Origin of the sequence: Streptomyces sp. NPDC101234 (assembly GCF_044767525.1) — a bacterium.
Classification (GTDB): domain Bacteria; phylum Actinomycetota; class Actinomycetes; order Streptomycetales; family Streptomycetaceae; genus Streptomyces; species Streptomyces sasae.
In genome coordinates, this window is sequence record NZ_JBIWOA010000044.1 from 1 (window position 1) to 22,929 (window position 22,929).

A 22,929-nucleotide genomic window follows, 5' to 3' on the forward strand; every position below is an offset into this window, starting at 1 on the left:
CACGGTGGGAGTGCGAACTCGGCGCCGTGTCCGCCTGGCCCTGGGAACCGGACCAGGTCAACGTCTTCCTCTTCCATCCAGGCCGCTCCGCTGTCAGGGAAGACCGTCCATGGCTGCAGTTCCGGATGATCCTCGCCTCCTCCAGTGACGACCCGACAGGCCAAGCTGAACGGCTCGCTGAGCAACTCGTCGCAGCTGACCCGCGCCGAGCCGCCGAGGTCTGCGGTGGCTCCTCAAAGTTCGCCAGGCGACTCGGTTGCCCATGGCCGCAGCGTCGCAGAGCCTGAGCGCAGGGAATACCACACGTAAGGAATAAGGGGTCTCCGCCAGTACGGACCACCGCCTTGCGTTCGCGGCTACGGATCGTGACCTTGGCCATGGCCACGAGCCCGGTCCGGGAGAGGGCCTCTACCAGGAGGGCGTATGGTCGGTCCGCGTTCCCTTCGGCGGGAGCGACGTAGTACGGCTGGTCGTAGCTGATCGGGATGATGCCCTTCGGGTCGATGAATCCCACCACCGTGATCGTGCGCTTGGTCGGCAGTGGCAGGCGGGCCGGGTCGTCCTCGGTGAGCGGCAGCGTACGGCCGTCCGGGAGGGCGACGCCCCGTCCGACCTCCGAGTAGCTGATCTCCCGGCCCTCCGCCGCGCAGAAGCGGCGGTGCTGGACACCGCTGCCGTCGGCGGTGTGGGTCTCGTAGAGCCACACGGTGTGCTCTTCGACAGCCGCGTAGAGCTGGACCGGGATCGTCACGAGACCGAAGCTGATCGCTCCGGCCCAGATACTCCGGGGCATCCCAGACCTCTCCGTCGCAGGCCCCGAGCCCATCCAGACTACGGTCCGCCCCACCGCACGGCGCGACCGCCGGCCTCATGGGGCGCCGGCGTCTTCCACGGCCGGCCGGACGTCCAGGACCTGGTCCGCGCCGGTCACCCGCCGAATGTCAGCCGCCCCGGGCCGTCGGCGTTCGGTGGCTGACAGTACAGCTGGAGCCGAGGTCCTCCCCCACGCGCCCGCGTGGCCCGCGCGGGCGCGTGAGGACGGGGCGCAGTCGGATGCGGGCGTCGAGGCCGGTTCCGGGTGCGGGGTGGAGGGTGATGGCGCCGCCGGAGGTGTCGACGAGGTGGCGGACGATGGGCAGGCCGAGGCCGGTGCCGTCGTGGTGGGAGTCGGAGGAGCGCCAGAACCGGTCGAAGGCGCGCTCGCGGTCGGCGTCGTTCATACCGGGGCCCTGGTCGATGACGTGGAGTTCGCTGCCGGGGGCTCGGTGGAGGGTGATGGTGGTGCTGGGAGGGGAGACGCGCAGGGCATTGGCGAGGAGGTTGTCGATGATCTGTTCCAGGGCACCGGGGATCGCCCACACGTGGCCGGCGGGCCGGCCGGTGATGTCGAGGGTGACGTACTGCTCGGCCGCCAGCGGCTCCCACATCGCCACCCGCTCCACGACGACGGCGTCCAGGTCGACCGGCTCCGGGGTGGTCGCGGAGTTCTCCAGGCGGGCCATCGCGAGCAGGCCCTGCACCATGCGGCCGAGGCGTTCGACCTCGCCCACGGCTTCCTCCAGACTACCGTGCGCGCGCGGGTCAAGGTGGGGCTCGAAGTTCTCCAGGCGCAGCCGCAACGCGGTCAGCGGCGTTTTCAGCTGGTGGGAGGCTTCCGAGGCGAACGCCTGCTGAGCCTTGAGCAGGTGCTGCAGGCGGGTCGCGGTGTGGGTGAACGACGTGGCCAGGCGCCGCAGTTCTGGTGGTCCGGCGGTGGCGTCGGGTGGGGCGGTGAGCTGCCCCTCGGCCAGCTGATCGGTCGCCGCTTCCAGGCCGCGCAGCGGGCGGGTGATCCAGCGGGCCAGGCTGAAGGCGACCAGGGTGACCACGGCGAGGATGCAGGCTCCGGCCAGTGCGAGGGCGCCCCAGATGCGGTGCACGCGGGTGCTGACCTGATCCAGGGGATAGATCAGGCGCAGGGTGCCGCGGATGGTGGTGCCCGAGGAGCCGGGCATGGTCGCGGACAGCACGTCACGGCCCTTGCTGTCGGTCGTGGTGGTGACGGTGAGTTCGTTGTTCAGTGCGCGGGCGATGTCCGGCTGGGCGGCGAGGCTGATGCCGGTGCGGCCGGCGGGATCGGAGTCGGCCAGGACGATGCCCTGTTTGTCGGTGACGACGACGTGGCCGCCGGTGCGGGCGGCGTAGTCACCGACCACGTCCGGCAGCGCGTCGAGCTGGCCCTTTTCGATGTTCTCCTCGGTGACCTCGGCGAGCATGGCCGCGTCGCGTTCCACGCTCTGGGAGGCTCGGGAGGTCTCGCCGCGGGCGTAGATGTAGCCGAGTGGGATCTCCAGGCCGGCCAGCACGAGCACGGTCAGGGCGAGGTAGCTGAGGAGGATGCGTCGGGTCATCGGGCCGCCTCGGCGGCGGCGGCTTCTTCGCTGGGGATGGTGAGGCGGAAGCCGATGCCGCGGGCGGTGGTGATCCATCCCGGATCGCCCAGCTTGCGGCGCAGGGCGGCCACGTGAGCGTCGAGGGTTTTGGTGGGGCCGAAGAAGTGCGGGTCCCAGACCGTGTCCATGATCTGCTGTCGGGAGCACACCGTGCCGGGGTCGTCCGCGAGGAAGGCAAGCAGGTCGAACTCCCTAGGCGTCAGAGCGACGTGTTGGCCGTTGAGGTGGACCTCGCGGGTGCGGCGGTTGATCGCCAGCGGGCCCAGCTCCTGTGCGCCGGAGGGCGGCCGGCGCGGTTCGGGGATTTCCGCGGGCCCCGTCGGTGTGTAGGCGGGGGCTCCGGCGCGGCGGGTGACGGCGCGAATGCGGGCGATCAGCTCCCGCACGCCGAAGGGCTTGGCGAGGTAGTCGTCGGCACCGAGTTCGAGGCCGACGATGCGGTCGGCCTCCTCGCCCCGTGCGGTAATCATGATGATGGGGACGGCGGAGCGGGCGCGCAGGCTGCGGCAGACGTCCAGGCCGTCCATGTCGGGCAGGCCGAGGTCCAGCAGGACCAGGTCCGGCGCGGCCGTGGTGTCGGCGAGGCCGGCGGCGCCGGTGCGGACGTGGTTCACGGTGAACCCGTAGCGTCCCAGGCCCTCGGTGAGGGGGCCGGCGATTCGGTCGTCGTCTTCGATGAGCAGCAGCCGCATGGCGCCAGGCTCGCACAGCTGTGCCAGGGAAGTCGGAGGGTTCATGGGAAGCCGCCAGGGATCGGAGAAAACGTACGGGACGACGGTGGGCAGACAAGTACCGCCCAGCCGACGGGGACGGGAGTACCGCGTCGGCCGGGCAGCGGTGGCGGGACGCCGGGCAACGCCGACTGGAGAGTCAGCCGCCGGCGTTGTCGCCGTCCTCACGCCCCTGGTCCTCCCGCCCGTGTTCGTCACCACGGTCCCGGTCCTCGCCGGTGCCCGGCGGCAGGCCGCTCTGCGTGGGTGCAACGGTCGGGCTCGCGGCGTCGCCAGGCCGCACGGCGGTGAACGATGCAGTCGGCGACAACGACTGCGTGGCCGACGGCTTCGGCACGGAGACCTGGACGGTACTGCCCGGGACGGGTGGGGAGGTGACCGTGTCGCTGACCGTGGACAGAGCGAGCCCGAAACCGCCCAGCAGCACGAGCACGGCGGCGACCGTGAGGACTGACCGGGGACGGCCGGCCGCTTGCCGCCAGTTGTCCGCGCTACGCTCCGTCCCCCGCTTGCGGTCGCGTCGGTCGGCAGTCCCCTGCGGTTCGGGGCCCGGTTCACCGGTCTCCGTCGGGGCCGGGTCGGCGGACCAGGAGTGCGCGGTCGACGAGGGGTAGTCGAAGGCGTCCTCCGCGAAGCGGCCGCCGTAGCCGCCCGGTGCCGGGGCGCCGGATACTGCATCCAGGATCGTCGTCACCTCTGCGTCCGTGGGCGAAGAGGAGGGCTGCTCGGGCTCGGACGTCGGCATCGGGTTTCTCCCTTCCTCGGTCAGACCCCGGTCATCAGCTGGCGTCCTGGGTCTCCTCGGTGCCCTCCTTCTTGGTGTCGGTGACCTTGTACGACTTGTCGAGGTACACCTCGATCGAGGTGCCGTCGGCCTGCTTCACCTCCACCGCGTACATGCCGGGCTTCTCCGCGTCCTCCTCGGACTTCACGACCGTGCCCGGGTATGCGGCTAGCGCAGCGGCCTCGGCCTTCGTCTTGACGTCGCCGGTCAGCGGCGGCTCGGTCTTGTCGTCGGTGTCACCGGCCGCTTCATCGCTGGCGTCGGCACCGCCCGCGCTCTGGTCCTGCTGCTGGGTGGCCGCGGCCTTGGAGCTGTCGGAGCTGGAGTCGGATCCGCCACAGGCGGTCAGCGCGAACGCCAGCACGGCGACCGGAGCGGCGAGGAGGGCACGACGGGGCAGAGCACGCATCAGGGTGTCTCCAAACACTGGGCATCACTTGCGAGTTCGGAGAGCCGTGGGGCCGGCGCTCCGGGGAACGACAACGACGCTAGAAACCCGCTGTATAGAGGCGGACCAGCAGATGGAGAGAGACAGACCAGCAGGTCCCCAATCTTTGGCCGCGACATGCCGTCCGCGGACGGCGCCGCCAGCGCCGCACCCGTCTCCGGTGGACCCACGCGAGGAAGACATCGGCCTGGTTCAGAGAAGAGACCATCCCGAAGGCGATGGTGCCCGACCAGGTAGCAGTGGCCCTCATGGTTCCAGCGTCGGCGGCCGTGGCTCACCTCGCATCCGGGAGGGGAGCCACGGCCACGTGAGGGCATGAGGGGGCTCGGTCAGCGTCAGCGGAGTTCGTCAGCCCAGTGCCGGAGCTGGTCTTCGAGGACCAGGTTGTCGCCGCGGGCCACGGTCTGAAGCAGCTGGGCGCACACGGTTGCTTCGGCGGCGAGGCCGGCCGGACTGCCGAGCACGGGGAGGGCGTCACGGACGCGGGCGGCGGTGTCCGGCTGGAGCAGCGAGCAGGCGTAGAGCGTGGCGCCGTCGAACCCCTCTGGAGCTCGCCCCCAGCCCTCCCAGTCCAACACCTTCAGCGGTGCTGTGACGTTCGCCCAGTGCAGGTCAGCGTGAGCGGAGGTCCAACAGGTCACGGCCGGGGCCGGGAGCCCGAGGAACTCGGGGATGGCCCGGCTGGCGGTCCAGGAACTCGATCAGTCGCGTCTCCGAACGGAGGAGCCGCTCTCGCTGTTCAGGAGGAAGAGCGGCGAGGCGGTCGACCAGGACTCGCTTCCGCGGGACGTACACCATGTTGCCGGAGTAGATCCGGCAACCTGCGCACCAAGCGAGTCCGATACAGCGCTCGAACTTCGGGGACTCTGGCGGATGGAAGCGATGCTGGTACGAAGAGACGGGCGTTCCGCAGACGGCGCAGACTCGTCGATCGCCGTCGGGAATCGTGTCCCAGCTCCCGACCTTTCGCCAACGCTGTCGCCCGGCCGGTGCTCTTCAAGTCGTCATGCCGAACATTCTCGCTCACAGAGATCCGCCCAGCCCAGCCGTCGACCAAGACTCCGGCCGGCCACAGGCCGTAACCGTCACGTGATCCACTTCACGGAATCCGTGCCCGAACCTCGAAGTGGGCCCGGGTTTTGGTCAGCTCTGGCCCCCGGCTGGAGATGGACGGGAAGTCAGTCGTCCTCTGCTGCCATGTCGTACTCGTCGACATCCAGCTCTGCTCCTGTTGCTGTGAGGAACTCCAGGACGTCGCGGTCCAGGTGCCAGCCGAAGAGGTTCGCCCTGTCGGCTGGTGAAGGGAGCTCCGCCTCCCGGTCAGTGTCGTTGAAGTAGCGCACTACCTGCAGAACGGCGCTTCCGGGGGCTTCCTCGGTTGTAAGGCAGCTGGCCAGCTGGGCGATGGCCTCCGTGTGGGGCTGGAGCCTTCCAACGACTCGGGAGATCTGTTCGTTGACCCGCAGCTCGCGATCACGGCAGACGATCTTCCAGTGATGACAGGACGGAACGGTGACTGGTGAGGTGCTGCGGCTCGCCCTCACCGTCGTCTCATCCGGCTTGATGCCCAGCAGCCGGGTGATCTCGTCGGCGGTGGTGCGCTTGCTGGAGAGCGCGAAGTAGACGTATTGAGTCAGCGACACCCGTGGAGATTACCGGCGTGATGGCACGGTCACGTCGCTATTTCTTCGCCTGCTGCCGGGCCTTGGTCTGGGCAAGGCGGTAGGATTCGGTGCCGGTCTCGATCATGGTGCCGTTGAAGGTGAGGCGGTCGACGATGGCCGCGCAGAGCCGGGGGTCGGTGAAGGTCTCCAGCCCCCGAACGACTCGTTCGAGGCGATCGCAACACAGTTCTTTTCCTCCCGCTCCGTCAGAACCTGGAACAGCATCTCGGCGCCGCGACGGTCCAGTTCGAGGTAGCCGAGCTCATCATTACAGAGGAGATCGACACGGCCGTAGCGGGCAATCGTCTTGGGCAGATGTATTTCGTCTGCTGCTTCGACGAACTCGTTGACCAAGCGGGCTGCGAGCGCATAGCGGACCCGGAAGCCGACCATCGCCGCGGCGGAGCCGAGTCCGATCAGCAGGTGGGTCTTGCCGGTGCCGGAGTCGCCGATCAGGCAGAGCGGCTCGCCCTTCTTGACCCATTCGCAGGTGGCGAGGTTGTTGACCAGAGCGGGTGTGACGTTGGGGTTGGCCGAGTAGCCGAAGTCGGCCAGCCACTTCGAGCGCGGAAAGCCGGCCGCACGGATGCGCCGTTCGGAGCAGCGGCGGTCGCGGTCCTCGCACTCGGCCATCAACAGTTCGGCGAGGAAGCCTGGGTAGGACAGGTGCTCGCGTTCGGCTCGGTTGACGGTGTCGGCGAACTGGGCCCGCATGGTCGGCAGCCGCAGGGCGCCGCAGGCGGCATCGGAGGCGGGCTCGGTCAGGTGTGGTGCGGGCCGGTCATCGAGGGTCCCTTCCGGGTCGGCGGTGCAGGAGCTGGTCCCAGCCCTCGAGTTCCGCCCCGCGCCTGGGTCGTACCGACTGAAGCAAGGCTGCACCGGGCTCGATGAGTATCGACAGACCCTGCGACGGGTGCCACGCTGAGCCTGGCGTGTGGATGGGTCCGGGGGAGGCCGCCGTGCGAAAAGACCCCGATCAGCAGGTACGTTGGATCTTTCACGGCCGCACCGGCAGGCTCTGGCACATCAGGCCGGAGGGCTACATCCTCCGGCACGTCGCCGACCAGGCCGGTGTCAGATACACGGTGCATTACGGCTACAACTACCCCGTCGGCGGCCGTGGCTCCCCGATGTACTCCTTCGATGCCGCGGACGCCCGCCGCGTCGCGCCCGACGTCATCGACGGCGTGATCGAGGTCGATCCCACCTGGCGCACCGACACCCCCGAGGGCCGCCGGATCCACCGCTGGAACCGGCTCAAGCTCTTCCTCAGTGTGACCGCGTGCCTTTCCCCGCTCATCGCCGCCTTCGTGTTTCTCATCATCGCCTTCGTCCAGTGATCCCACACGCTTGACGTCCTGGGCCCCAGGGGCACCCTCTGGACTAGGTCGACACCGATGGACGACGGGCTCTTGGCCTTGCGCCAGTAGATCCAGCCCCGTGCTTCCATCGCCAGCAGAAGACAATCCGCCAGGAACACCGCGACGGGACCGCGGACGTAAGCACCTGACCGATGTCAGTCCTCATCGGCATTTCCCGGCCCTGTGATCATCAAGTGCTGCCCAAACTCGGTGATAGCCGGTGTCGCACGTCAGTTACCAAGCCATTTGGTAGTCGGACGCGAGGGCCGAGCGCAGGAGTTCAGTGTTGTTGCCACGAGCGCGCAAGAGGGCGTCTTCGAATCCTGTGGCTCTGGAAGGGCGGGCACCGCCGTCGGGATGGCCGGGGCCGGAAGGAGGGGCGGGCGTGGACCTGGGCAAGGCCGACCGCTTGAATCCGCTCGTAGTAACGCGGCCGGTGCTTTCGCAACCGGCCTTGGGCGATCCGTTCCCGGTGGGCTCGGAAGCGCGCGACCAGGTCGGTCGGGTCAGCCGACGAGGCGGGCACCGCCGGCGGTTGTGTGGGGCACGCCGAGGTGTTCGAGTAGTAGTCCTTCCCTGGTGGACCAGGGGCAGATCTCGACGCTCTTGGCCTCGCATGCCTCCATGAGAGCCTGCGCGACCAGGGCTCCGGCCAGGGACTGCTCGGCGCGGTGCCGGGAGATGCCCGGCAACTTGGCACGGCGGGACGGTCCCACGTCGGCCAGTGTGGAGACCGACCTGCGCAGTTGGGGTAGCTCCAGCCGCCCTGCGGATCGCGATGTCTCGCCCTGTGCGGCGGCGAGCCGGGCGAGCTGTTCGAAGGTCTTGGAGCAGGCCAGCACCCGCCCGCCCGGTGCGGCCTGAGGTAGGCCGGGGATGCCTTCCAGGGACTGGCGGAGGTGCTGCCGGATCTCGGCCAGACGGCGTTGGGAGGGTACGGTGCCGGCAGGAAGCCAGTCCCGTGTGATCCTGCGAGCGCCCAGTGGCAGCGAGTAGACGGCGCGGGGCTGCTCTCCGGTGCCGGAGGCGATCTCTACAGTGCCTCCGCCGATGTCCAGGACCAGCAGCTGACCGGCCGTCGGGCCTGACCACTGGCGGGCCGCCACGTAAGCCAGCCGCGCCTCCTCCTCGCCAGTCAGCACACGCAGGCGGGTGCCCGTGGTGCGTGCCACGCGCGCGATGATCTCGTCGCGGTTGGGCGCGTCCCGGATCACGGAGGTCGCGAACGCGAACACTTGCGGTCCGTGCAGACGTGCGTCAGCGGCGACGGCCTCGGCCACTGCCCGTTCGACGCTCTTCATGCCGGCCTTGTCCAACCGACCCTTGTGGTCGAGGGTCTCGTGCAGTCTCAGCCGTACCTTGCGGGAGAACACCGGCTTCAGCACCGTACCCGGATGCCGCCGCACGACCGTCAGCAAAGCACTGTGGCACCCGACATCGAGCACACCTGCCTGCCGCATCCGATCGCCTCCCCCTACCTCGCACTCAACCGGGCTGGCTCCTTCTCCGATCCTCCATCAGCCACGACGACGGCGCGACGGGGATTCCGGCCCACCGTGTGAGCATAGCGTCACCAACCGTACGCCCTCCGCCCCGGTGCACACCGGCAGAGCCTTGTACTACAGCTTCTGGGCCTCCTCTCGCATGCGTGCACCGGTCGTTGTCGGTGGTCGCTCTTCTCCTGAGTCGACCTGGACCAGGCGTGAAGGACGGAGGATCTCTCCATGGGGTGGGACAACAACGCGCGGCCTCGGCCTCGTAGATCCGGCCGGGCTGCGGCGGGCATGCCGGTGTCTTTCTCGGAGCACTCATCGGATGCCGCAGCGCAGCGGCCAGCAGCGGGCTGGGTTCCGGGGCGAGGCATTCGTCGACATGACCGTCTCCGACGCCGGCCATGTGGAACGACACCAGACGTGACTTCGCCATTGACGGTCAGATCGAGTTCGTGGAGGCCGATCGGGAAGTCACCGGTGTGGCCGTCCTGGCCCAGGTGAAGGGCTCAGAAGTCGGGTTTCGGGGCGCGACCGAGACCGAATTCAAGTTCCCTTGAGGTTCAGGCAGCCCGTGAACCCCAGGGCCTTGATCTCTTCGAAGAGACGATTGACCGGGACGCCTGGGTCCTCGGCCCGACGTTGGTGCAGGTGCTCACGGAACGGATCGACCAGAATGGCGCGGTACTTTGGGACACGGAGCATCCGCTCGGGCCGGTCGGCTCGGGCGTAACGTTTGACGGTGTTCAGGGCCAGCTGTAGGCGCCGGCACATTCGATCAGACCCACGCCCTGGTCGAGCAGGCCATGGACTTGATGCCGGCGTTCCAGCGTCGTCCGGGCTCAAGGCCCGTCATAGATGGGGGCGTCCAGCACGGTGGCCCAGCAGGTGCCGTGCGCTTTGACCTCGCTCAAGACGGCTTCACACAGGTTGCGCCACAGATGCCACCGATCGCCGATCTGCGTCGCACGGGGCAGGGCCCGGCGGATGGCCTCGGCGCAGAGCGAAGTCGTCGACGCCGATCACACGGGGCGTCCGCCTTTCGGGTAGCGGGATGCACAACAGGATACGCAGAGCCGTGTGACGCGAGATGCCCGACGCGGGTATCGCCGGCAAACGTGCCCCGGCCCGGGCCACCAACTCCTTGACCAAGGTCTTGACTTGCCTGGTCAGACGGGTGGTGCGTCGCTGGTGTCGGTCCAGGACCCCGGGCACCTGCTCGCGGGAGGTATGTCGGCAGCCGCGGGTGGGACACACCGGACGCCGCACCCGCACACGGACCACCACGCCGCCCGTCCATCGGTACGTCGGCCACGGTCCGCCAGTGATAGCCATGCACCCGCCCCGAAGACACCCCACACGCCGGACACGGCGCCATGTCCTGCGGCGTCCTCGCCCGCACCGCGATCCGCTCACCCTCGTCGACCACGTCGTCTATGGCCAGCGGGAACAGGCCCGAAAACACCATCTGGACAAGCTCGTTGACATTCTTCACACGAATGCCGCCGACGCGTCACGACACTCCGTCACCACCGAAAGTGAGACAGGGCCGTCAAATTGACACACCCCGCCCGTCCAGACCTCGGCGCATTCGCCGCCGAAGCGCTGTTCGGCCCCGATCGGTACATCCGGCAGCGCATCGAACTGGCCAGCGACGCGCCCACGCCCGCGGCGATGGCGGCCGCGCTCGGTGCTGCGCCGGGTCAAAAGGTCCGCTATGCGGACATGCCGCTCGCGGCCATCGGCCATCCGGACATCCGCGCGACGTGGACGTCCCTCCAGTGTTGAGGTCGCCCGACGCGGTCAGGGTGGTCAGGGATTTCCAGCCACTTGTGACAGCGTCGGCTACGCCACGGACCGGTTATTGATCCGATGTTTCCTCGTCGCGGCATTGACGTCTCGCAGTCGCGCTTCTACTTTGCCTGCATGTTTCCAACAAGACAGCAAGCGCGCTTCGCGAAACCCGTCAGAGGGTTCCGCTTATTCATCGGGCCTTATCGGGTCGCCGCAGCCGTACTCTGCACGCTCCTGTCCGTCGGAGCGCTCGCTCTGCCCGCACACGCGGCGACCGCGGTCACCTATTTCGTCTCGCCCAGCGGCAGTGACAGCAATCCGGGGACCAGCGCCGATACTCCCTTCCACACGCTGGCCAAGGCGCAGACGGCTGTCCGGGCAATCGACAAGTCGACGTCCGGACCGATCACCGTGACATTGGCCGGGGGCGTCTACAGGCTGACCAAGACGCTCACCTTCACTGCCGCGGACTCGGGCGGCGGGTCGGCCGGCACCGTCTGGTGGAAGGCGGCGCCCGGACAGTCCCCGGTCATCAGCGGCGGTGTCCAGATCACCGGCTGGGCGCGGACCAGCGCGGGCAGCAGCATCTGGTCCGCCCCGGCCCCCACCGGCCTGGACACCCGGCAACTGTACGTGGGCGGCGTGCGCGCCCAGCGTGCGACCGGTGCCCTGCCGGTTTCGCTGACGCAGACGGCGACCGGATACACCACGGCGTCCGGTGACCCGATGGCCGGCTGGCGCAATCCGTCGTCGATCGAGTTCGTCTACCGGGGCGGACTCGGGCTGTGGACCGAGCCGCGCTGTCCGGTCGCCTCGGTCACCAGTACCGCGATCACCATGGCCCAGCCCTGCTGGAACAACTCCACCCAGCGCGTCATGCGTACCGACGGCTCAGGCCGCACCTACAACCTGGTCGGCCGCAAGTCGGTCACCGAGGCGCCGACGGCGGTGGAGAACGCCTACGAACTCCTCGACGAGCCGGGCGAGTTCTATCTGGACAAGAACGAGCACCGGTTCTACTACATTCCGCGTTCCGGGGAGGACCTGACCACCGCGGACGTCGAGGCACCCTCGCTCGACACCCTGGCGGCGACGTCCGGCAGTGCCTCGGACGAGCCCAGTCACGTCGGCTTCCAGGGCATCCAGTTCAGCTACGCGAACTACACGGCCTCCAACACCGGCACGGGCTTCTCCGAAATCCAGGCAACGTACCAGGTCACCGGTACCACGGGCTACGCCACCCAGGGACTGTGCCAGTTCGTGTCAGGCGGCACCTGCCCCTACGGCAACTGGACGAAGATGCCCGGCGCGGTGCGGTTCACCTATGACAAGAACATTCACTTCGACCACGACTACTTCGTCCATCTCGGTGCGGCCGGGCTGGACCTCGGCAACGGCTCGCAGAACGACACGGTCACCGCCTGCGTGTTCACCGACATCTCCGGCAACGGCCTCGATCTGGGAGGCGTGGACACCCCGCAGCCGAGCAGTTCGGCACAGCACACCAGCGGGATCACCGTCAAAGACAGCCACTTCTACGACACCGCCGCCGAATACCACGGCGGGGTCGCCATCGACGCCGGATACATCGAGACATCGACCATCACCCACAACCAGATCGACCACGTGCCCTACACGGCCATCTCCATCGGCTGGGGCGGCTGGCCCGACAAGGTGAGCCTGCCCGCGCAGCCGAACTACTCGAACAACAACACGATCTCGGACAACCTGATCTACGATCACATGTCACTGCTCGGGGACGGCGGTGCCGTCTACACCAACGGAATCACCGGCACCTCGATGGCAAGCGGTGAGAAGGTCACCGGCAACGTGGTCCACGACCAGCTCAACACCTCCGGCGGCCACGTCCTGTACACCGACAACGGCGCCACCTACGTGTCGATCCTGGGCAACGCGGTGTGGAACATCAACGTCTCACCGTGGGGCAGCAAACACGTGAACTACACCGCCGGAGACGGAACCTACGACCCCACGGACATCGAGGGCAACTACTGGCCGAACGGCCCGTCCGACTACGACAGCAAGAACGTCCTGATCCAGAACAACCACGCCATCACCGGAGCGGCCCAGGTTCCGTCGAGCATCATCGCGGCCGGCGGCATCGAGTCGCAGTATCAGACGGTCCTCTCCTGGCAGCCGGCCTGACACGAAAGAGCCCGGCCGTGCTGCGTTCACCGCGGCTGCCACCGGCCTCTGACGCCGAGCCGTACAAACAGCGCGCCACGGCCGGGCGATGCATCGACCGGCTCAAGGTGTGACGCGACTTCGCACACGTCAAGTGGGGAAGCCACGTAGGAAGGAGGGATGCGCTGGCCCCGGACCGGAGTCCGTATCCGTTCCCACGCTCACATTGCGTCGCCGGTACCGGCCGGGCGTGGAGCTGAGCGCTCAAGTCCAGGAGTTCCCCGACCGCCGGGGAGCGACAGGCGACACCGCCTGGCGGATGCGGATCAGACGGCGGCCCAGTCGCGGAGTTGGCGAGCGATCCTGGCGACGCCGAGCGCTCCGGAGGCCGCATCGCGTACGAGTGCGACGGCTGCTTTGGGCGGGTAGTCGAGTGCGTGCGCGTTGAGGATCAAGTAGGCCTCGGTCGCATGCCAGGCGAAGGCTTCGTTGGAATGTTCAAGGCACGGCAGTCTCGCCAGGGTCTGCAACAGCGCAGCCGCCTTGAGGTACAGGGATCCGTAGATGTCGCGCTCCATCGCCCTGGCATTGACGCGGACGACAGCGGCGTAGAGCGGTCCGTAGTCGTCGACCTGCGGATCGCCGTCGAGCAGTTCGGCGGCGTGAAGCAGAAAGGTGACGTCGAGAGGATGGAGGGGTTCCGGCTGGGTCACGCGGCGTGGCCTCGCTGCTGATGCCCGAGTTCCTGCTGCGCTTCCTGCTCGGCAGCGCGCTGATCGGCGCTGGGATCCAGACTGCTGGGCTCGGCTGCGAAAGCCGCACCGCTGCGGGCCATGGATGCCTTGAAGCCGTCCAAAAACCGCTGCTCCACGGCGGTCGCGCGGTCATAGGCGGCTGAGAGGATGTACTCCTGCATGCTGACCCCCGCCTGCTTGGCCGCTGCCGCGATTGCGGCCCGCTGCGCAGGGTCGGGGAAGCGCAGGCTCATCGCTTTGGGATCCGACATGGTATCGACGGTACCATTGATACCGCATACATGTCTCGGGACGGCACCACCGGCGTAGTCCCAGCCGCCGGGCCCGCGAGCGGCAGCAGACGGCCGGGATCGTCGCGCGGGCACGGCCGGCAGCACTCATCGCATCAGGCGACCGGACCGTTCTCGTCCAGGGTCGGACCGCAGCGGTATCGGTATGTCAATCCCTCGCGCTGTGGAGATCTTTTGAGTGGCCGACTCCACGGTAGGGTCGGCCTGATGGTCTCGTTCGCAGTCGATCGGGCTCCGGTGACGGCGCCGAAGGTCATCACCTTCGTCGGGCGCACCCGGACCAGCACCGTTCCGGGTGCGCCGTTGCGGTCGACCTGCTCCTCGGCGCGGTCAGCGCCGACGATGGTGACGTAGGTGCTCCAGTTCTTCAGGGTCCACGCCCAAAGACCCGGCAAGCGCGCTCTTCGAGCGCCCCGCGTACCAGTCGATGTAGATCTCGGCGCTGTCGACCACGACGAACGTTCTCCTTGCCGTCCGGGCTGCCCATCGGCCTTCGGGACCCACAGGTCGAGGACCATCCACGGCTCCGAGATGACCAGGTCCGTCGATCCCGAACACCGTCGCACCCATGGACAATTAGGAGAATTCAGTATGGGGAATCACGTGACGCTCAAACCGCACTAAGTGGGGAAAACTTGATCGTCGACGGACCTGACCGCGCACACCAAAACATCGATGCGGACAGGGACACCAAGAAGAAGAACCGGACGGAATACCGGACGGAATACCGGACGGAATACCGGAAGGTTCACCGGAACAAACCAGGAGCGCGGGCCCCGCACTCCTGGTTGCGCACCGCCGACTGCGATCAGATGGCGGGATCCTTCCGCATATTTCGGTCGGAATTCGCAATTCACAGGGCGACTACGGCTGAAAGACCGAAGTTGACGCCAGGATTCGGCGCAGGGTAGGACTCCTGACGATTCGAGAGATTGACGTTGAGGGGCAGTCATGTGGTTGCTATTCGTGTTGTTGCCGCTAGCCGGCCTGCTGGCCGTCGACGTCGGCGCCTTCTTGTGGTGGGCACGCCGGAGTCAGCTGCTGAACAGCGGCGTGCCCACGACCGGCGAGGTCGTGCGGATCAACATCACGGTGACCCAACACGTCGACACGAGCACGCAGTTGAGCTCCTCCTCCACCACGATTCGCCCGGTGGTGCGCTTCACTACGCAGACCGGTGAGCTGATCACCGCCTCACCGATGCGCAGCGCGGTCGACAAACTCCTGATCCCCGGCGATCCGGTCAAGATCCGCTACAGCGCGGGGAACCCGATGCGCTGCGTGGTGGACCAACGCGGCGCCAGGCAAGGCACCGTGCCCATGCTGGCGGGCCTGGTCTTCTTGAACATCTTCCTGATCGGTTTCGCCTCCGTGGGCGGGCGCATCGCCGGGGAGTGGCAGAGCGACGACCAGCCCGCTACACCAGCATCCATCGCTCAAGGGCTCGCTCAAGGGCTCGCTCAAGGGCTCGGCCAGCCGACCGGCGAGACCGGACTCGGCCAGTCGGCCGGCTCCGGGACCGGAAGCCAGACGACGAGCCCCACACCACCGCCCGCCGCGACGACCACCGGCGCGTGGTCCGCCGCCGACGGCCACCTGACCGTGACCGTCGTCAAGGTCGTCAACACAGGTGGGAACGTCAGTCTGACGGTCAGCGCACACGACGGCGCCGCCGCACAGGTGACCCTGCCGATCTTTTCCAACTTCACCGCGACCGACGGCCAGGGCAACACCTACACGGCACGCCCGCTCGCACCGATCACCGTACCGGCCGGCGGCACCGTCTCCGACACGCTGACGCTGGATCAGACCGTCCCGGCAACGGCTCGGAGCCTGAAGGTCGCGTGGGCCCATGTCTTCTCCCAAGATCCCGCACTGAACGGCTCGATCACCGTCACGGGAATCCCGCTGCCACATCACTCAGGTTGAACGTACGTCCAGCAGTCCGAGGCACCGGGCGAGAAGGGGGGTCTGGTGCACCTCGGATGCCCAGCTCGGCACAGCCGACCGGTGCAGGTCCGGTCCGGGGAGACGCCCCGTGCCGGCGGTGCCTGGGTCCTGCCGCGATCGCGGGACCTGGGCGGTCGTGGTCAGTTCGGGCCGCTGCCGGGTGCCGGAACCGGCACGACAAGGACAGCCGCCCGCTGGGGCCGTGTACGCGCTGCGGGCGCGCGAACTGCCTTTGCAGCGCGGACGTTTCCGTGCTTGTCACCCGCACACATGCCAACGATCGGGTGTCGCGTGCGGACGACAGCCGCCCCGCAAACCTCGGCGACGGGCACGACAGGCGGCCTCGGCCGGTACGACACTCCCCCGCCCGCTCCTCCCACGGAGGACCCTTCCGGGTCGGCAACTGCTGTTTGCCGTGCGACGACGACAGCAGGCGCATCAAGGAGACCGTGTTCGTGAAGGTGGAGTAGGCCACGCGCGGGAGCACGGCTGATCATCATGGCAAAGCGGCACCTGCCCCGCCGGGAGCCGCCGGGATTCGGTCTATCGCCGGTCATCGGGCGAGGTCAGAGATCTGGGCGGCGCTGAGGGAGTGCCCGTCGCGGGTGAGGTGGACGGGTGACATCAGTGGTGCCAGTCCTCGGCGGTGAGAGTGTTGCGGGTCTCGGGTGCCCACACCAGGCTGGCCAGGGTGCCGACGAGCAGCACCAGCGCCAGACCGGCCATCGACCAGGCCACGCCGAGTTGGCTCAGGCTGACCGGCAGGACGAAGGTTCCCACCGCTGAGGCGATCCGGCTGGTGCCGTTGAGGAAGCCGACTCCGGAGGCGCGCAGCGAGGTGGGGAACAGTTCGGCCGGGTAGACCTGGGTGATGTTGGACGCCCCGGCCATGACGAAGGTGTAGATGAGGAACGGGACCATCAGCAACCAGCCGGAGGTGCCGCTGAGCACGGCCATCGCTGCCAGACATACGGTGAGGATCGCGAAGGTGCCGATGGTGAACGGCCGGCGCCCCATTCGCTGTACCGGCCACAGTCCGATGATGCCTCCCAGCAGTAGGGCCACGTTGAGTGCCAGGTTCTGGGTGTCGGCGTCGGAGATGTGCATGGTGCCCAGGATCTGGGCCATGAAGGTGTAGATGGCGAAGTACGGCAGTACCTGGGCGCTGTAGAAGACGACGCCGAACCAGGTCTTGGTAGCCTGGCCCGGAGCGAAGAGCTCGCGGTAGCGGGCGGTCGGCGGTTGTTCGAGGGCTGCGGCCTGCGCGTCCGCGGCGGTGGCCTGCGACTGTCCGAGGTACTTGCGGCGGATCTCCGCCGCCTCGGCGGCGCGGCCACGCGTGGCGAGCCAGCTCGGAGACTCCGGGATCCCGATCCGCAGCAGCAGCACCAGGAGAGCGGGCAGTGCTCCGCTGGCCAGCAACCAGTGTGCGGCATTGTCGCTGATGGGGAGGTAGGTGCCCAGTATGTTGGCCAGTACGTAACCGACGGTCCACAGGACGGTGAGGGAGCCCAGCAGGACGCCGCGCAGCCGGCGCGGGGCGAATTCGGAAAGCAGGGTCGGGCCGACGGCGTAGTCCGCGCCCAGGCCGAAGCCGATCACGAACCGGAGCAGGAAGAGAACCAGGGGGGTGCCCGCCCAGAACTGGGCCGCGGAGGCGATCGCGATCAGGACGAAGTTGTAGAGGTAGAGCTTCTGGCGCCCTATGACGTCCGCCACCCGCCCGAGCACGATGCTGCCGAAGAACAGCCCGATGAGCGCGGACGCACCGAGCAGCCCCTGCCAGACACCGGACAGGTGCATGGTTGTGTTGAGTACGGGCAGGACCGCGCCGATGATCCCCAGGGCGTAGCCGTCGGAGAAGTTCGCTCCGAACGTGGTGGCCGTTACCCGAAGGTGGAAGCCGGTCAGTGGTTCCGCCGGGGCGGTGGACGACGAAGCCGCCGCAACGCGGTCTGTTGCCGCCTCCGTGCCTGTTGCCATGCATGCCTCCCGGCAGCTCGTAATGCGGACGAGCGACAGCATGCATGAAGTCAACCACTCAAACAATAGGTGAATGTAGATATTCATTCAAAGCACGATGTGCGTCTCACGGTTGCCGAACCGATTCCTCAAGGCCGCCGGGGGGCGAGCCGACCGTTCGGCCGCTCCAGCCCTCGTCCGCGGGCGTGCGATGCCCAGGCTGCCGTCTTTCGAGTACGGTGCAGCACCGTATGTGGTGTGACCAGGGCGGTCACACCACATGGGCCGACTCCGTCGTGCCCCGACGGATTTCGGCGGGACCCGCCCAGGAGCATCGGCCTCACCCGCGGAGGCGGAGTTTCCTGTGCCGCGGCGCATCGGCCAGCCGTATCGGCCGCCGACGTCCTCACACTTGCAAGCATTACTCGTCGAAACCTGTCGGGAGGTGAAAACAGGTGAGTGGACGCGGACGCGAAACGGCATCGAGCGCCTCGCCGGCCGTGGGGCGCGCACTGGACATCCTTCTCTACCTCGCGGGCCGCTCAGGTCTCGTCCGAGCGGCGACGCTGGCCCGGGACCTGGGCATCCCTCGATCATCCGCCTACCACATCCTCACGGTCCTGCAGGAGCGCGGCTTCGTCACCTATGTTTCCAACGAACAGGCGTACGGCCTGGGTGTCGCGTCCTTCGAGATCGGCTCCGCCTACCTGCGGCACGAACCCCTGGAACGACTCGCCCGTCCTATCCTGCGTGACCTTGCCAAACGGCTCGGACAGACGGTTCACCTGGGCATTCTCTACGGTGCTGAGACGGTCTACCTGCTCAAGGAACGCCCGGTCACCGGCCGCGCGGGGGATGTCGAAGCAACTCTTGTCACCGATATCGGTGTCCGGCTACCTGCGCACCTCACGGCCAACGGCCGCGCGATCCTGGCCCACTCCACGGAGGCACAGCTGGCGGCACTCTTCCCGCGACCGGGGAACCTCATCACTCGTACCGGCAAGGGCCCTCGCTCGCTGCCCGAACTGCTGAACCTGCTGGCGCGGGATCGCGAACGCGGCTGGTCGGAGGAGGTCGAGCTGGTCTCCGAGGGGTTCCGTTCGATGGGCGTCGCGGCTTTCGACCACAACCGGCGACCCGTAGCGGCGCTCAGCAGCACATGGCACCTGCACTACCAAAGACACGACGCGGACCATGTGCGGGAGGTCCTGCAACAGGGCGCAAAACGGCTGACAGCTGCAGTGTCCGGCCGACCGCCGTCGAAGCCGGCATGCGACTGACGCCCGCGCGATCGCACCTCTGAGGGTTGGTGTTCGCGAGGTCCTCCGCCGGAAGGAACGAAGCTCCGGTCTTCGGCCCCGCTTGCCCCCACGCACGGACGCAGAGATGGATTCTCGGATCCGAGAACTCGGACAGGTGCCGCTGGCTCCCGCCCGTCCCGTCGTCTGTCATGGGACACGCAACAGACCGGATCGCCGCCAGGAGGCCAACATGACCCGCGTTTCCCCCCGTGTCGACGACATTCGCGCTCCCCGTGGCACCGAACTGAACTGTCTCGGATGGCAGCAGGAGGGCGCCCTGCGGATGCTCATGAACAACCTCGACCCCGAGGTCGCCGAGCATCCGGAAGACCTGGTCGTCTACGGCGGCACCGGCAAGGCCGCCCGTAACCGGGCCGCCTACGACGCCATCGTCCGCACCCTGAAGACGCTGAAGAACGACGAGACCCTGCTGGTGCAGTCCGGCAAGCCGGTCGGCGTCATGCGCACTCACGAATGGGCGCCACGGGTGCTCCTCGCCAACTCCAACCTGGTGGGCGACTGGGCCAACTGGGAGGAGTTCCGGTCGCTGGAGGCCCGAGGCCTGACCATGTACGGACAGATGACGGCCGGCTCGTGGATCTACATCGGCAGCCAGGGCATCCTGCAGGGCACCTACGAGACCTTCGGCGCCGTCGCCCGCAAGAAGTTCGACGGAACCCTGGCCGGCACCATCACCCTGACCGCCGGCCTCGGCGGCATGGGCGGAGCCCAGCCGCTCGCCGTGACGATGAACGACGGAGTCGCCATCTGCGTCGACTGCGACCCCACTCGGATCGAGCGCCGTATCGCCCACCGCTACCTCGATGTCGCGGCGGACGACCTGGACCACGCGCTCCGGCTCGCCGTCGAGGCCAGGGACGCCCGCAAGCCGCTGTCCATCGGCCTGGCCGGGAATGCCGCCGAGGTGTTTCCCAGGCTGCTGGAGATCGGCGCACCCATCGACATCGTGACCGACCAGACCTCGGCACACGACCCCCTGTCCTACCTCCCTGTCGGCGTGAGCGTGGAGGAGTGGCACGAGCGGGCCCGCCAGGATCCCGCTGACTTCACCGAGCGCTCCCGGGCCTCCATGGCCAAGCACGTCGAAGCCATGGTCGGCTTCCTCGACGCGGGCGCCGAGGTCTTCGACTACGGCAACTCCATCCGCGACGAAGCCCGCAAGGCCGGCTACCAGCGCGCCTTCGACTTCCCCGGCTTCGTGCCGGCCTACATCCGCCCACTGTTCGAAGAGGGACTCGGCCCGTTCCGCTGGGCCGCGCTGTCCGGCGACCCCAAGGACATCGAGGCCACCGACAAGGCCGTCCTGGAGCTGTTCCCGGAGAACGAGCACCTGCACCGCTGGATCAGGATGGCCGGCGAACGTGTGGCCTTCGAGGGTCTGCCCGCGCGCATCTGCTGGCTGGGCTACGGCGAGCGCCACCGCGCCGGTCTGCGCTTCAACGAGATGGTCGCTTCGGGCGAGGTGTCCGCCCCGATCGCGATCGGCCGTGATCATCTGGACTCCGGCTCCGTCGCCTCGCCGTACCGCGAGACCGAGTCCATGCTCGACGGCTCCGACGCCATCGCCGACTGGCCACTGCTCAACGCCTTGGTGAACACAGCCTCCGGAGCGTCCTGGGTCTCCATCCACCACGGTGGCGGCGTGGGCATGGGCCGCTCCATCCACGCCGGCCAGGTGTGCATCGCCGACGGCACCGAACTCGCCGCTCAGAAGCTGGCCCGCGTACTCACCAACGACCCCGGCATGGGCGTCATCCGTCACGTGGACGCCGGCTACGAACACGCCGCCTCTGTCGCGAAAGAACGCGGAGTGCGCATCCCGATGGCCGAGTACGACGCGAAGTGAGGACTGCCGAAACCGTGACCATCGCTGTGGACGTGACCTACGAGCCGTGGACCGGCCGCAGCGACGGGCCCGGCACGGACAACCTGCGCTGGCACCACGTCGTAAGCAGCGACGCCGACCACGCGGAACCATGCGACGTGGCGTTCGTCGGCTTCCGCAGCGATGAGGGAGTCCGGCGCAACAAGGGCCGTCAGGGTGCGGCGAACGGGCCCCGCGCGCTGCGCGGCGCACTCGCGTCCATGGCGTTGCCGACGCCGCTGCAGGCGCTGGACGTCGGGGACATCGAAGTGCGCGACGGCAACCTGGAAGCCGGACATCAGCGCCTAGGCCAGGTGATCACCTCACTCGTCGACCGAGGCCACCCCGTCGTAGTGCTCGGCGGCGGCCACGAGGTCGCCTACGGCAGCTACCTGGGACTCGCCGACAGCTCTGCACTGCGCGAGGGCGGCCGCCTCGGGGTGTTGAACCTCGACGCCCACTTCGACCTGCGCGATGATGCGCAGCCCAGCTCCGGCACGCCGTTCCTGCAGATGGCGCAGGATGAGGAACAGGGCGAGCGGCAGCTGAACTACTGGGTGCTCGGTGTGAGCCAGCCCAGCAATACCCAGCGGCTGTTCCACACCGCGGACAAACTGGGCGTGCATTACCTGCCCGACACCCAGTGCGGTCTGCTCGACCTACCACGGGTGGAGAGGTTCATCGGCGAGTTCATCGACAGCTGCGACGTCGTACATCTCAGCATCGATCTCGATGTGCTCCCCGCCGCCGTGGCCCCGGGCGTCAGTGCCCCTGCCGCCTACGGAGTACCGATGGAGGTCGTCGAGCACGTCTGCGCCACAATAGCGGCAAGCGGGAAGCTGGCCGTCTGCGACGTCGCCGAACTGAACCCGGACCTCGACGTCGACCATCGCACGGCGCGTGCCGGTGCCCGTCTGATCCACCGCATCCTCACGTCCAGAGGCGCGGGCCGCCAGGCGTGACCACAGCGGCAGCCCAAGGATGTGATGGGGAGCAAGAACACCATGCCGAAACTCCGTCGCCGGCAAGCAGGCAGGGTCGGACGGCGAGCCCGCGCGGCCGCCGCCCGGTCCGTCGGCGCACACTCGGCATGCCCCGGACCGGTTGCCAGGCTGTGTGAAGCGGACAGCCGCAGCCTGGCAACCGTCCCACGCCCCAACGGGGCCGAGGACCCCCGGTACCCGAGCCGTTGGCCAGGTACCCGCCTTCCTCCACCAGTTTCAACGGCCTTTTGCGTAGCACTACTTGAAGGACCGGATAAGTGAAGTCCCAGCGGGCGGGAAAGAAAAGGTGAATGGTGATGGAGATATTCCGATCAGACGAGCGCACTCCGTCGGCATGGAAAAACGGTGGAGGTGTTACCCGGGAGGTTGCCGCTGAGCCCCCGGGAGCGGGGCTGGATGATTTCACTTGGCGTATCAGCCTCGCCGACGTCGTACACAGCGGTTCGTTCTCCGTCTTCAGTGGAATAGACCGAATCATCACAGTCGTCGACGGACCGGGGATGAGACTCGTGGTGGACGGGGTGCCCCGTCGAGTGGACCCCCACGAACCATTCGCCTTCTCCGGCGACGCCGTCACCGAATGTGCGCTGCCAGGCGGGCCGATCGTCGATTTCAACGTCATGGTCCGGCGTACCAGGGCGACGGCACACGTCCGGATCGTGCGTGAGCAGGCCACCGTGCGATCCGACCGCGCTGTCCGCGTGCTCGCCATGCCGCTCACTGGTTCAGCAGTCCTTCAGCAGGCCGGCGTCACCCTCCAGCGACTTGACGCGGCGCTGCTCTCGGACGGAGATCAGGACGTCATCGGAGTCACAGGAGTGGCAGCTGTCGTCACGCTCACTGCGACGTCCGGTCGACCGAGCCTCTGTTGACTGGGAGGCGCGGCTGTGGGTGGTCCTCGTCGGGGCGGTCGGTTCGCTGGAGGTGTCCCTG

Annotated in this window: 21 protein-coding genes and 2 pseudogenes; 9 read left to right on the forward strand and 14 right to left on the reverse strand. The window is 67.9% G+C overall.

The window, feature by feature from the left end; translation table 11 throughout:
- From ACIRR9_RS47285 to istB, 8 genes and pseudogenes are all read right to left on the reverse strand, one after another.
- The coding region (locus tag ACIRR9_RS47285) for a Ku protein (protein ID WP_403765484.1) at nt 1-751 on the reverse strand (751 nt) is incomplete at its 3' end.
- Between the two features lie 190 nt (nt 752-941).
- Nucleotides 942-2,390 (reverse strand): sensor histidine kinase, encoded by a 1,449-nt coding sequence (locus tag ACIRR9_RS47290; protein WP_403765486.1) that lies wholly within the window; start codon nt 2,388-2,390, stop codon nt 942-944.
- Nucleotides 2,387-3,124, reverse strand: coding sequence for a response regulator transcription factor (locus ACIRR9_RS47295; RefSeq protein ID WP_403765723.1), 738 nt, complete (start codon nt 3,122-3,124; stop codon nt 2,387-2,389). Before ACIRR9_RS47295 ends, ACIRR9_RS47290 begins: the two co-directional genes overlap by 4 nt.
- Before the next feature lie 178 nt (nt 3,125-3,302).
- Nucleotides 3,303-3,908 (reverse strand): hypothetical protein, encoded by a 606-nt coding sequence (locus ACIRR9_RS47300; RefSeq protein ID WP_403765488.1) that lies wholly within the window; start codon nt 3,906-3,908, stop codon nt 3,303-3,305.
- A gap of 34 nt (nt 3,909-3,942) precedes the next feature.
- Entirely contained in the window at nt 3,943-4,356 is a 414-nt protein-coding gene (locus ACIRR9_RS47305) for a peptidase (protein ID WP_403765490.1), read from the reverse strand.
- Between the two features lie 374 nt (nt 4,357-4,730).
- Entirely contained in the window at nt 4,731-5,036 is a 306-nt protein-coding gene (locus tag ACIRR9_RS47310; RefSeq protein ID WP_403765493.1) for a hypothetical protein, read from the reverse strand.
- A gap of 537 nt (nt 5,037-5,573) precedes the next feature.
- Nucleotides 5,574-6,038, reverse strand: coding sequence for a DUF4279 domain-containing protein (locus ACIRR9_RS47315; protein WP_403765495.1), 465 nt, complete (start codon nt 6,036-6,038; stop codon nt 5,574-5,576).
- A 37-nt stretch (nt 6,039-6,075) separates the two neighbouring features.
- Nucleotides 6,076-6,773: pseudogene (istB, locus tag ACIRR9_RS47320) on the reverse strand (IS21-like element helper ATPase IstB).
- 245 nt (nt 6,774-7,018) lie between these two features.
- On the opposite strand from istB, the gene ACIRR9_RS47325 reads away from it, so the two are divergent.
- Entirely contained in the window at nt 7,019-7,399 is a 381-nt protein-coding gene (locus ACIRR9_RS47325; RefSeq protein ID WP_403765498.1) for a hypothetical protein, read from the forward strand.
- A 527-nt stretch (nt 7,400-7,926) separates the two neighbouring features.
- On the opposite strand, the gene ACIRR9_RS47330 is transcribed toward ACIRR9_RS47325, so the two are convergent.
- Nucleotides 7,927-8,880: a Ppx/GppA phosphatase family protein gene (locus ACIRR9_RS47330; protein ID WP_403765501.1), complete on the reverse strand. Its 954-nt coding sequence runs from the start codon at nt 8,878-8,880 to the stop codon at nt 7,927-7,929.
- Nucleotides 8,881-9,314: 434 nt separating this feature from the next.
- Here ACIRR9_RS47330 and ACIRR9_RS47335 point away from each other — a divergent pair, with 434 nt between their 5' ends.
- Nucleotides 9,315-9,470 carry a DUF4365 domain-containing protein gene (locus tag ACIRR9_RS47335; protein WP_403765504.1) on the forward strand — a complete coding sequence of 52 codons (156 nt, stop codon included), beginning with the start codon at nt 9,315-9,317 and terminating at the stop codon, nt 9,468-9,470.
- Here the strand turns inward: ACIRR9_RS47335 and ACIRR9_RS47340 are convergent.
- Nucleotides 9,469-10,411: pseudogene (locus ACIRR9_RS47340) on the reverse strand (transposase family protein); the annotation flags it as partial. The gene ACIRR9_RS47335 and the pseudogene ACIRR9_RS47340 sit on opposite strands and share 2 nt — an antisense overlap.
- A gap of 56 nt (nt 10,412-10,467) precedes the next feature.
- Here ACIRR9_RS47340 and ACIRR9_RS47345 point away from each other — a divergent pair.
- Nucleotides 10,468-10,698, forward strand: coding sequence for a hypothetical protein (locus ACIRR9_RS47345; RefSeq protein ID WP_403765507.1), 231 nt, complete (start codon nt 10,468-10,470; stop codon nt 10,696-10,698).
- A gap of 138 nt (nt 10,699-10,836) precedes the next feature.
- Nucleotides 10,837-12,870 (forward strand): fibronectin type III domain-containing protein, encoded by a 2,034-nt coding sequence (locus ACIRR9_RS47350; RefSeq protein WP_403765510.1) that lies wholly within the window; start codon nt 10,837-10,839, stop codon nt 12,868-12,870.
- Nucleotides 12,871-13,175: 305 nt separating this feature from the next.
- Here ACIRR9_RS47350 and ACIRR9_RS47355 read toward each other — a convergent pair whose 3' ends face one another.
- From ACIRR9_RS47355 to ACIRR9_RS47365, 3 genes are all read right to left on the reverse strand, one after another.
- Entirely contained in the window at nt 13,176-13,562 is a 387-nt protein-coding gene (locus tag ACIRR9_RS47355) for a fic family toxin-antitoxin system, toxin component (RefSeq protein WP_403765513.1), read from the reverse strand.
- Nucleotides 13,559-13,855 carry a DUF1778 domain-containing protein gene (locus ACIRR9_RS47360; protein ID WP_403765516.1) on the reverse strand — a complete coding sequence of 99 codons (297 nt, stop codon included), beginning with the start codon at nt 13,853-13,855 and terminating at the stop codon, nt 13,559-13,561. The genes ACIRR9_RS47355 and ACIRR9_RS47360 overlap by 4 nt, the downstream gene beginning before the upstream one ends.
- A gap of 369 nt (nt 13,856-14,224) precedes the next feature.
- Nucleotides 14,225-14,347, reverse strand: coding sequence for a hypothetical protein (locus tag ACIRR9_RS47365; RefSeq protein WP_403765519.1), 123 nt, complete (start codon nt 14,345-14,347; stop codon nt 14,225-14,227).
- 498 nt (nt 14,348-14,845) lie between these two features.
- Between ACIRR9_RS47365 and ACIRR9_RS47370 the strand changes: the two genes are divergently transcribed.
- A complete protein-coding gene (locus tag ACIRR9_RS47370; RefSeq protein ID WP_403765522.1) occupies nt 14,846-15,823 on the forward strand; it encodes a DUF3592 domain-containing protein in 978 nt (325 codons plus the stop codon).
- Nucleotides 15,824-16,468: 645 nt separating this feature from the next.
- Here the strand turns inward: ACIRR9_RS47370 and ACIRR9_RS47375 are convergent.
- On the reverse strand, nt 16,469-17,827 hold the full coding sequence (locus tag ACIRR9_RS47375; RefSeq protein ID WP_403765525.1) for an MFS transporter: 1,359 nt from the start codon (nt 17,825-17,827) through the stop codon (nt 16,469-16,471).
- Between the two features lie 434 nt (nt 17,828-18,261).
- Here ACIRR9_RS47375 and ACIRR9_RS47380 point away from each other — a divergent pair, with 434 nt between their 5' ends.
- From ACIRR9_RS47380 to ACIRR9_RS47395, 4 genes are all read left to right on the forward strand, one after another.
- Nucleotides 18,262-19,086, forward strand: coding sequence for an IclR family transcriptional regulator (locus ACIRR9_RS47380; protein ID WP_403765528.1), 825 nt, complete (start codon nt 18,262-18,264; stop codon nt 19,084-19,086).
- A 211-nt stretch (nt 19,087-19,297) separates the two neighbouring features.
- Nucleotides 19,298-20,974, forward strand: a complete 1,677-nt coding sequence (gene hutU / locus ACIRR9_RS47385; RefSeq protein WP_403765531.1) for a urocanate hydratase — start codon at nt 19,298-19,300, stop codon at nt 20,972-20,974.
- A 14-nt stretch (nt 20,975-20,988) separates the two neighbouring features.
- Entirely contained in the window at nt 20,989-21,954 is a 966-nt protein-coding gene (gene hutG / locus ACIRR9_RS47390) for a formimidoylglutamase (protein ID WP_403765534.1), read from the forward strand.
- 332 nt (nt 21,955-22,286) lie between these two features.
- Nucleotides 22,287-22,868, forward strand: a complete 582-nt coding sequence (locus tag ACIRR9_RS47395; RefSeq protein WP_403765537.1) for a HutD family protein — start codon at nt 22,287-22,289, stop codon at nt 22,866-22,868.
- Nucleotides 22,869-22,929 lie beyond the last annotated feature (61 nt).

What these genes read in the sequence shown, in the direction of transcription:
- ACIRR9_RS47290 (WP_403765486.1), bottom strand. Translation starts at nt 2,390, where the DNA reads ATGACCCGACGCATCCTCCTCAGCTACCTCGCCCTGACCGTGCTCGTG.
- ACIRR9_RS47295 (WP_403765723.1), bottom strand. Translation starts at nt 3,124, where the DNA reads ATGCGGCTGCTGCTCATCGAAGACGACGACCGAATCGCCGGCCCCCTC.
- ACIRR9_RS47300 (WP_403765488.1), bottom strand. Translation starts at nt 3,908, where the DNA reads ATGCCGACGTCCGAGCCCGAGCAGCCCTCCTCTTCGCCCACGGACGCA.
- ACIRR9_RS47305 (WP_403765490.1), bottom strand. Translation starts at nt 4,356, where the DNA reads ATGCGTGCTCTGCCCCGTCGTGCCCTCCTCGCCGCTCCGGTCGCCGTG.
- ACIRR9_RS47330 (WP_403765501.1), bottom strand. Translation starts at nt 8,880, where the DNA reads ATGCGGCAGGCAGGTGTGCTCGATGTCGGGTGCCACAGTGCTTTGCTG.
- ACIRR9_RS47335 (WP_403765504.1), top strand. Translation starts at nt 9,315, where the DNA reads ATGTGGAACGACACCAGACGTGACTTCGCCATTGACGGTCAGATCGAG.
- ACIRR9_RS47350 (WP_403765510.1), top strand. Translation starts at nt 10,837, where the DNA reads ATGTTTCCAACAAGACAGCAAGCGCGCTTCGCGAAACCCGTCAGAGGG.
- ACIRR9_RS47360 (WP_403765516.1), bottom strand. Translation starts at nt 13,855, where the DNA reads ATGTCGGATCCCAAAGCGATGAGCCTGCGCTTCCCCGACCCTGCGCAG.
- ACIRR9_RS47370 (WP_403765522.1), top strand. Translation starts at nt 14,846, where the DNA reads ATGTGGTTGCTATTCGTGTTGTTGCCGCTAGCCGGCCTGCTGGCCGTC.
- ACIRR9_RS47375 (WP_403765525.1), bottom strand. Translation starts at nt 17,827, where the DNA reads ATGGCAACAGGCACGGAGGCGGCAACAGACCGCGTTGCGGCGGCTTCG.
- hutU (WP_403765531.1), top strand. Translation starts at nt 19,298, where the DNA reads ATGACCCGCGTTTCCCCCCGTGTCGACGACATTCGCGCTCCCCGTGGC.
- ACIRR9_RS47395 (WP_403765537.1), top strand. Translation starts at nt 22,287, where the DNA reads ATGGTGATGGAGATATTCCGATCAGACGAGCGCACTCCGTCGGCATGG.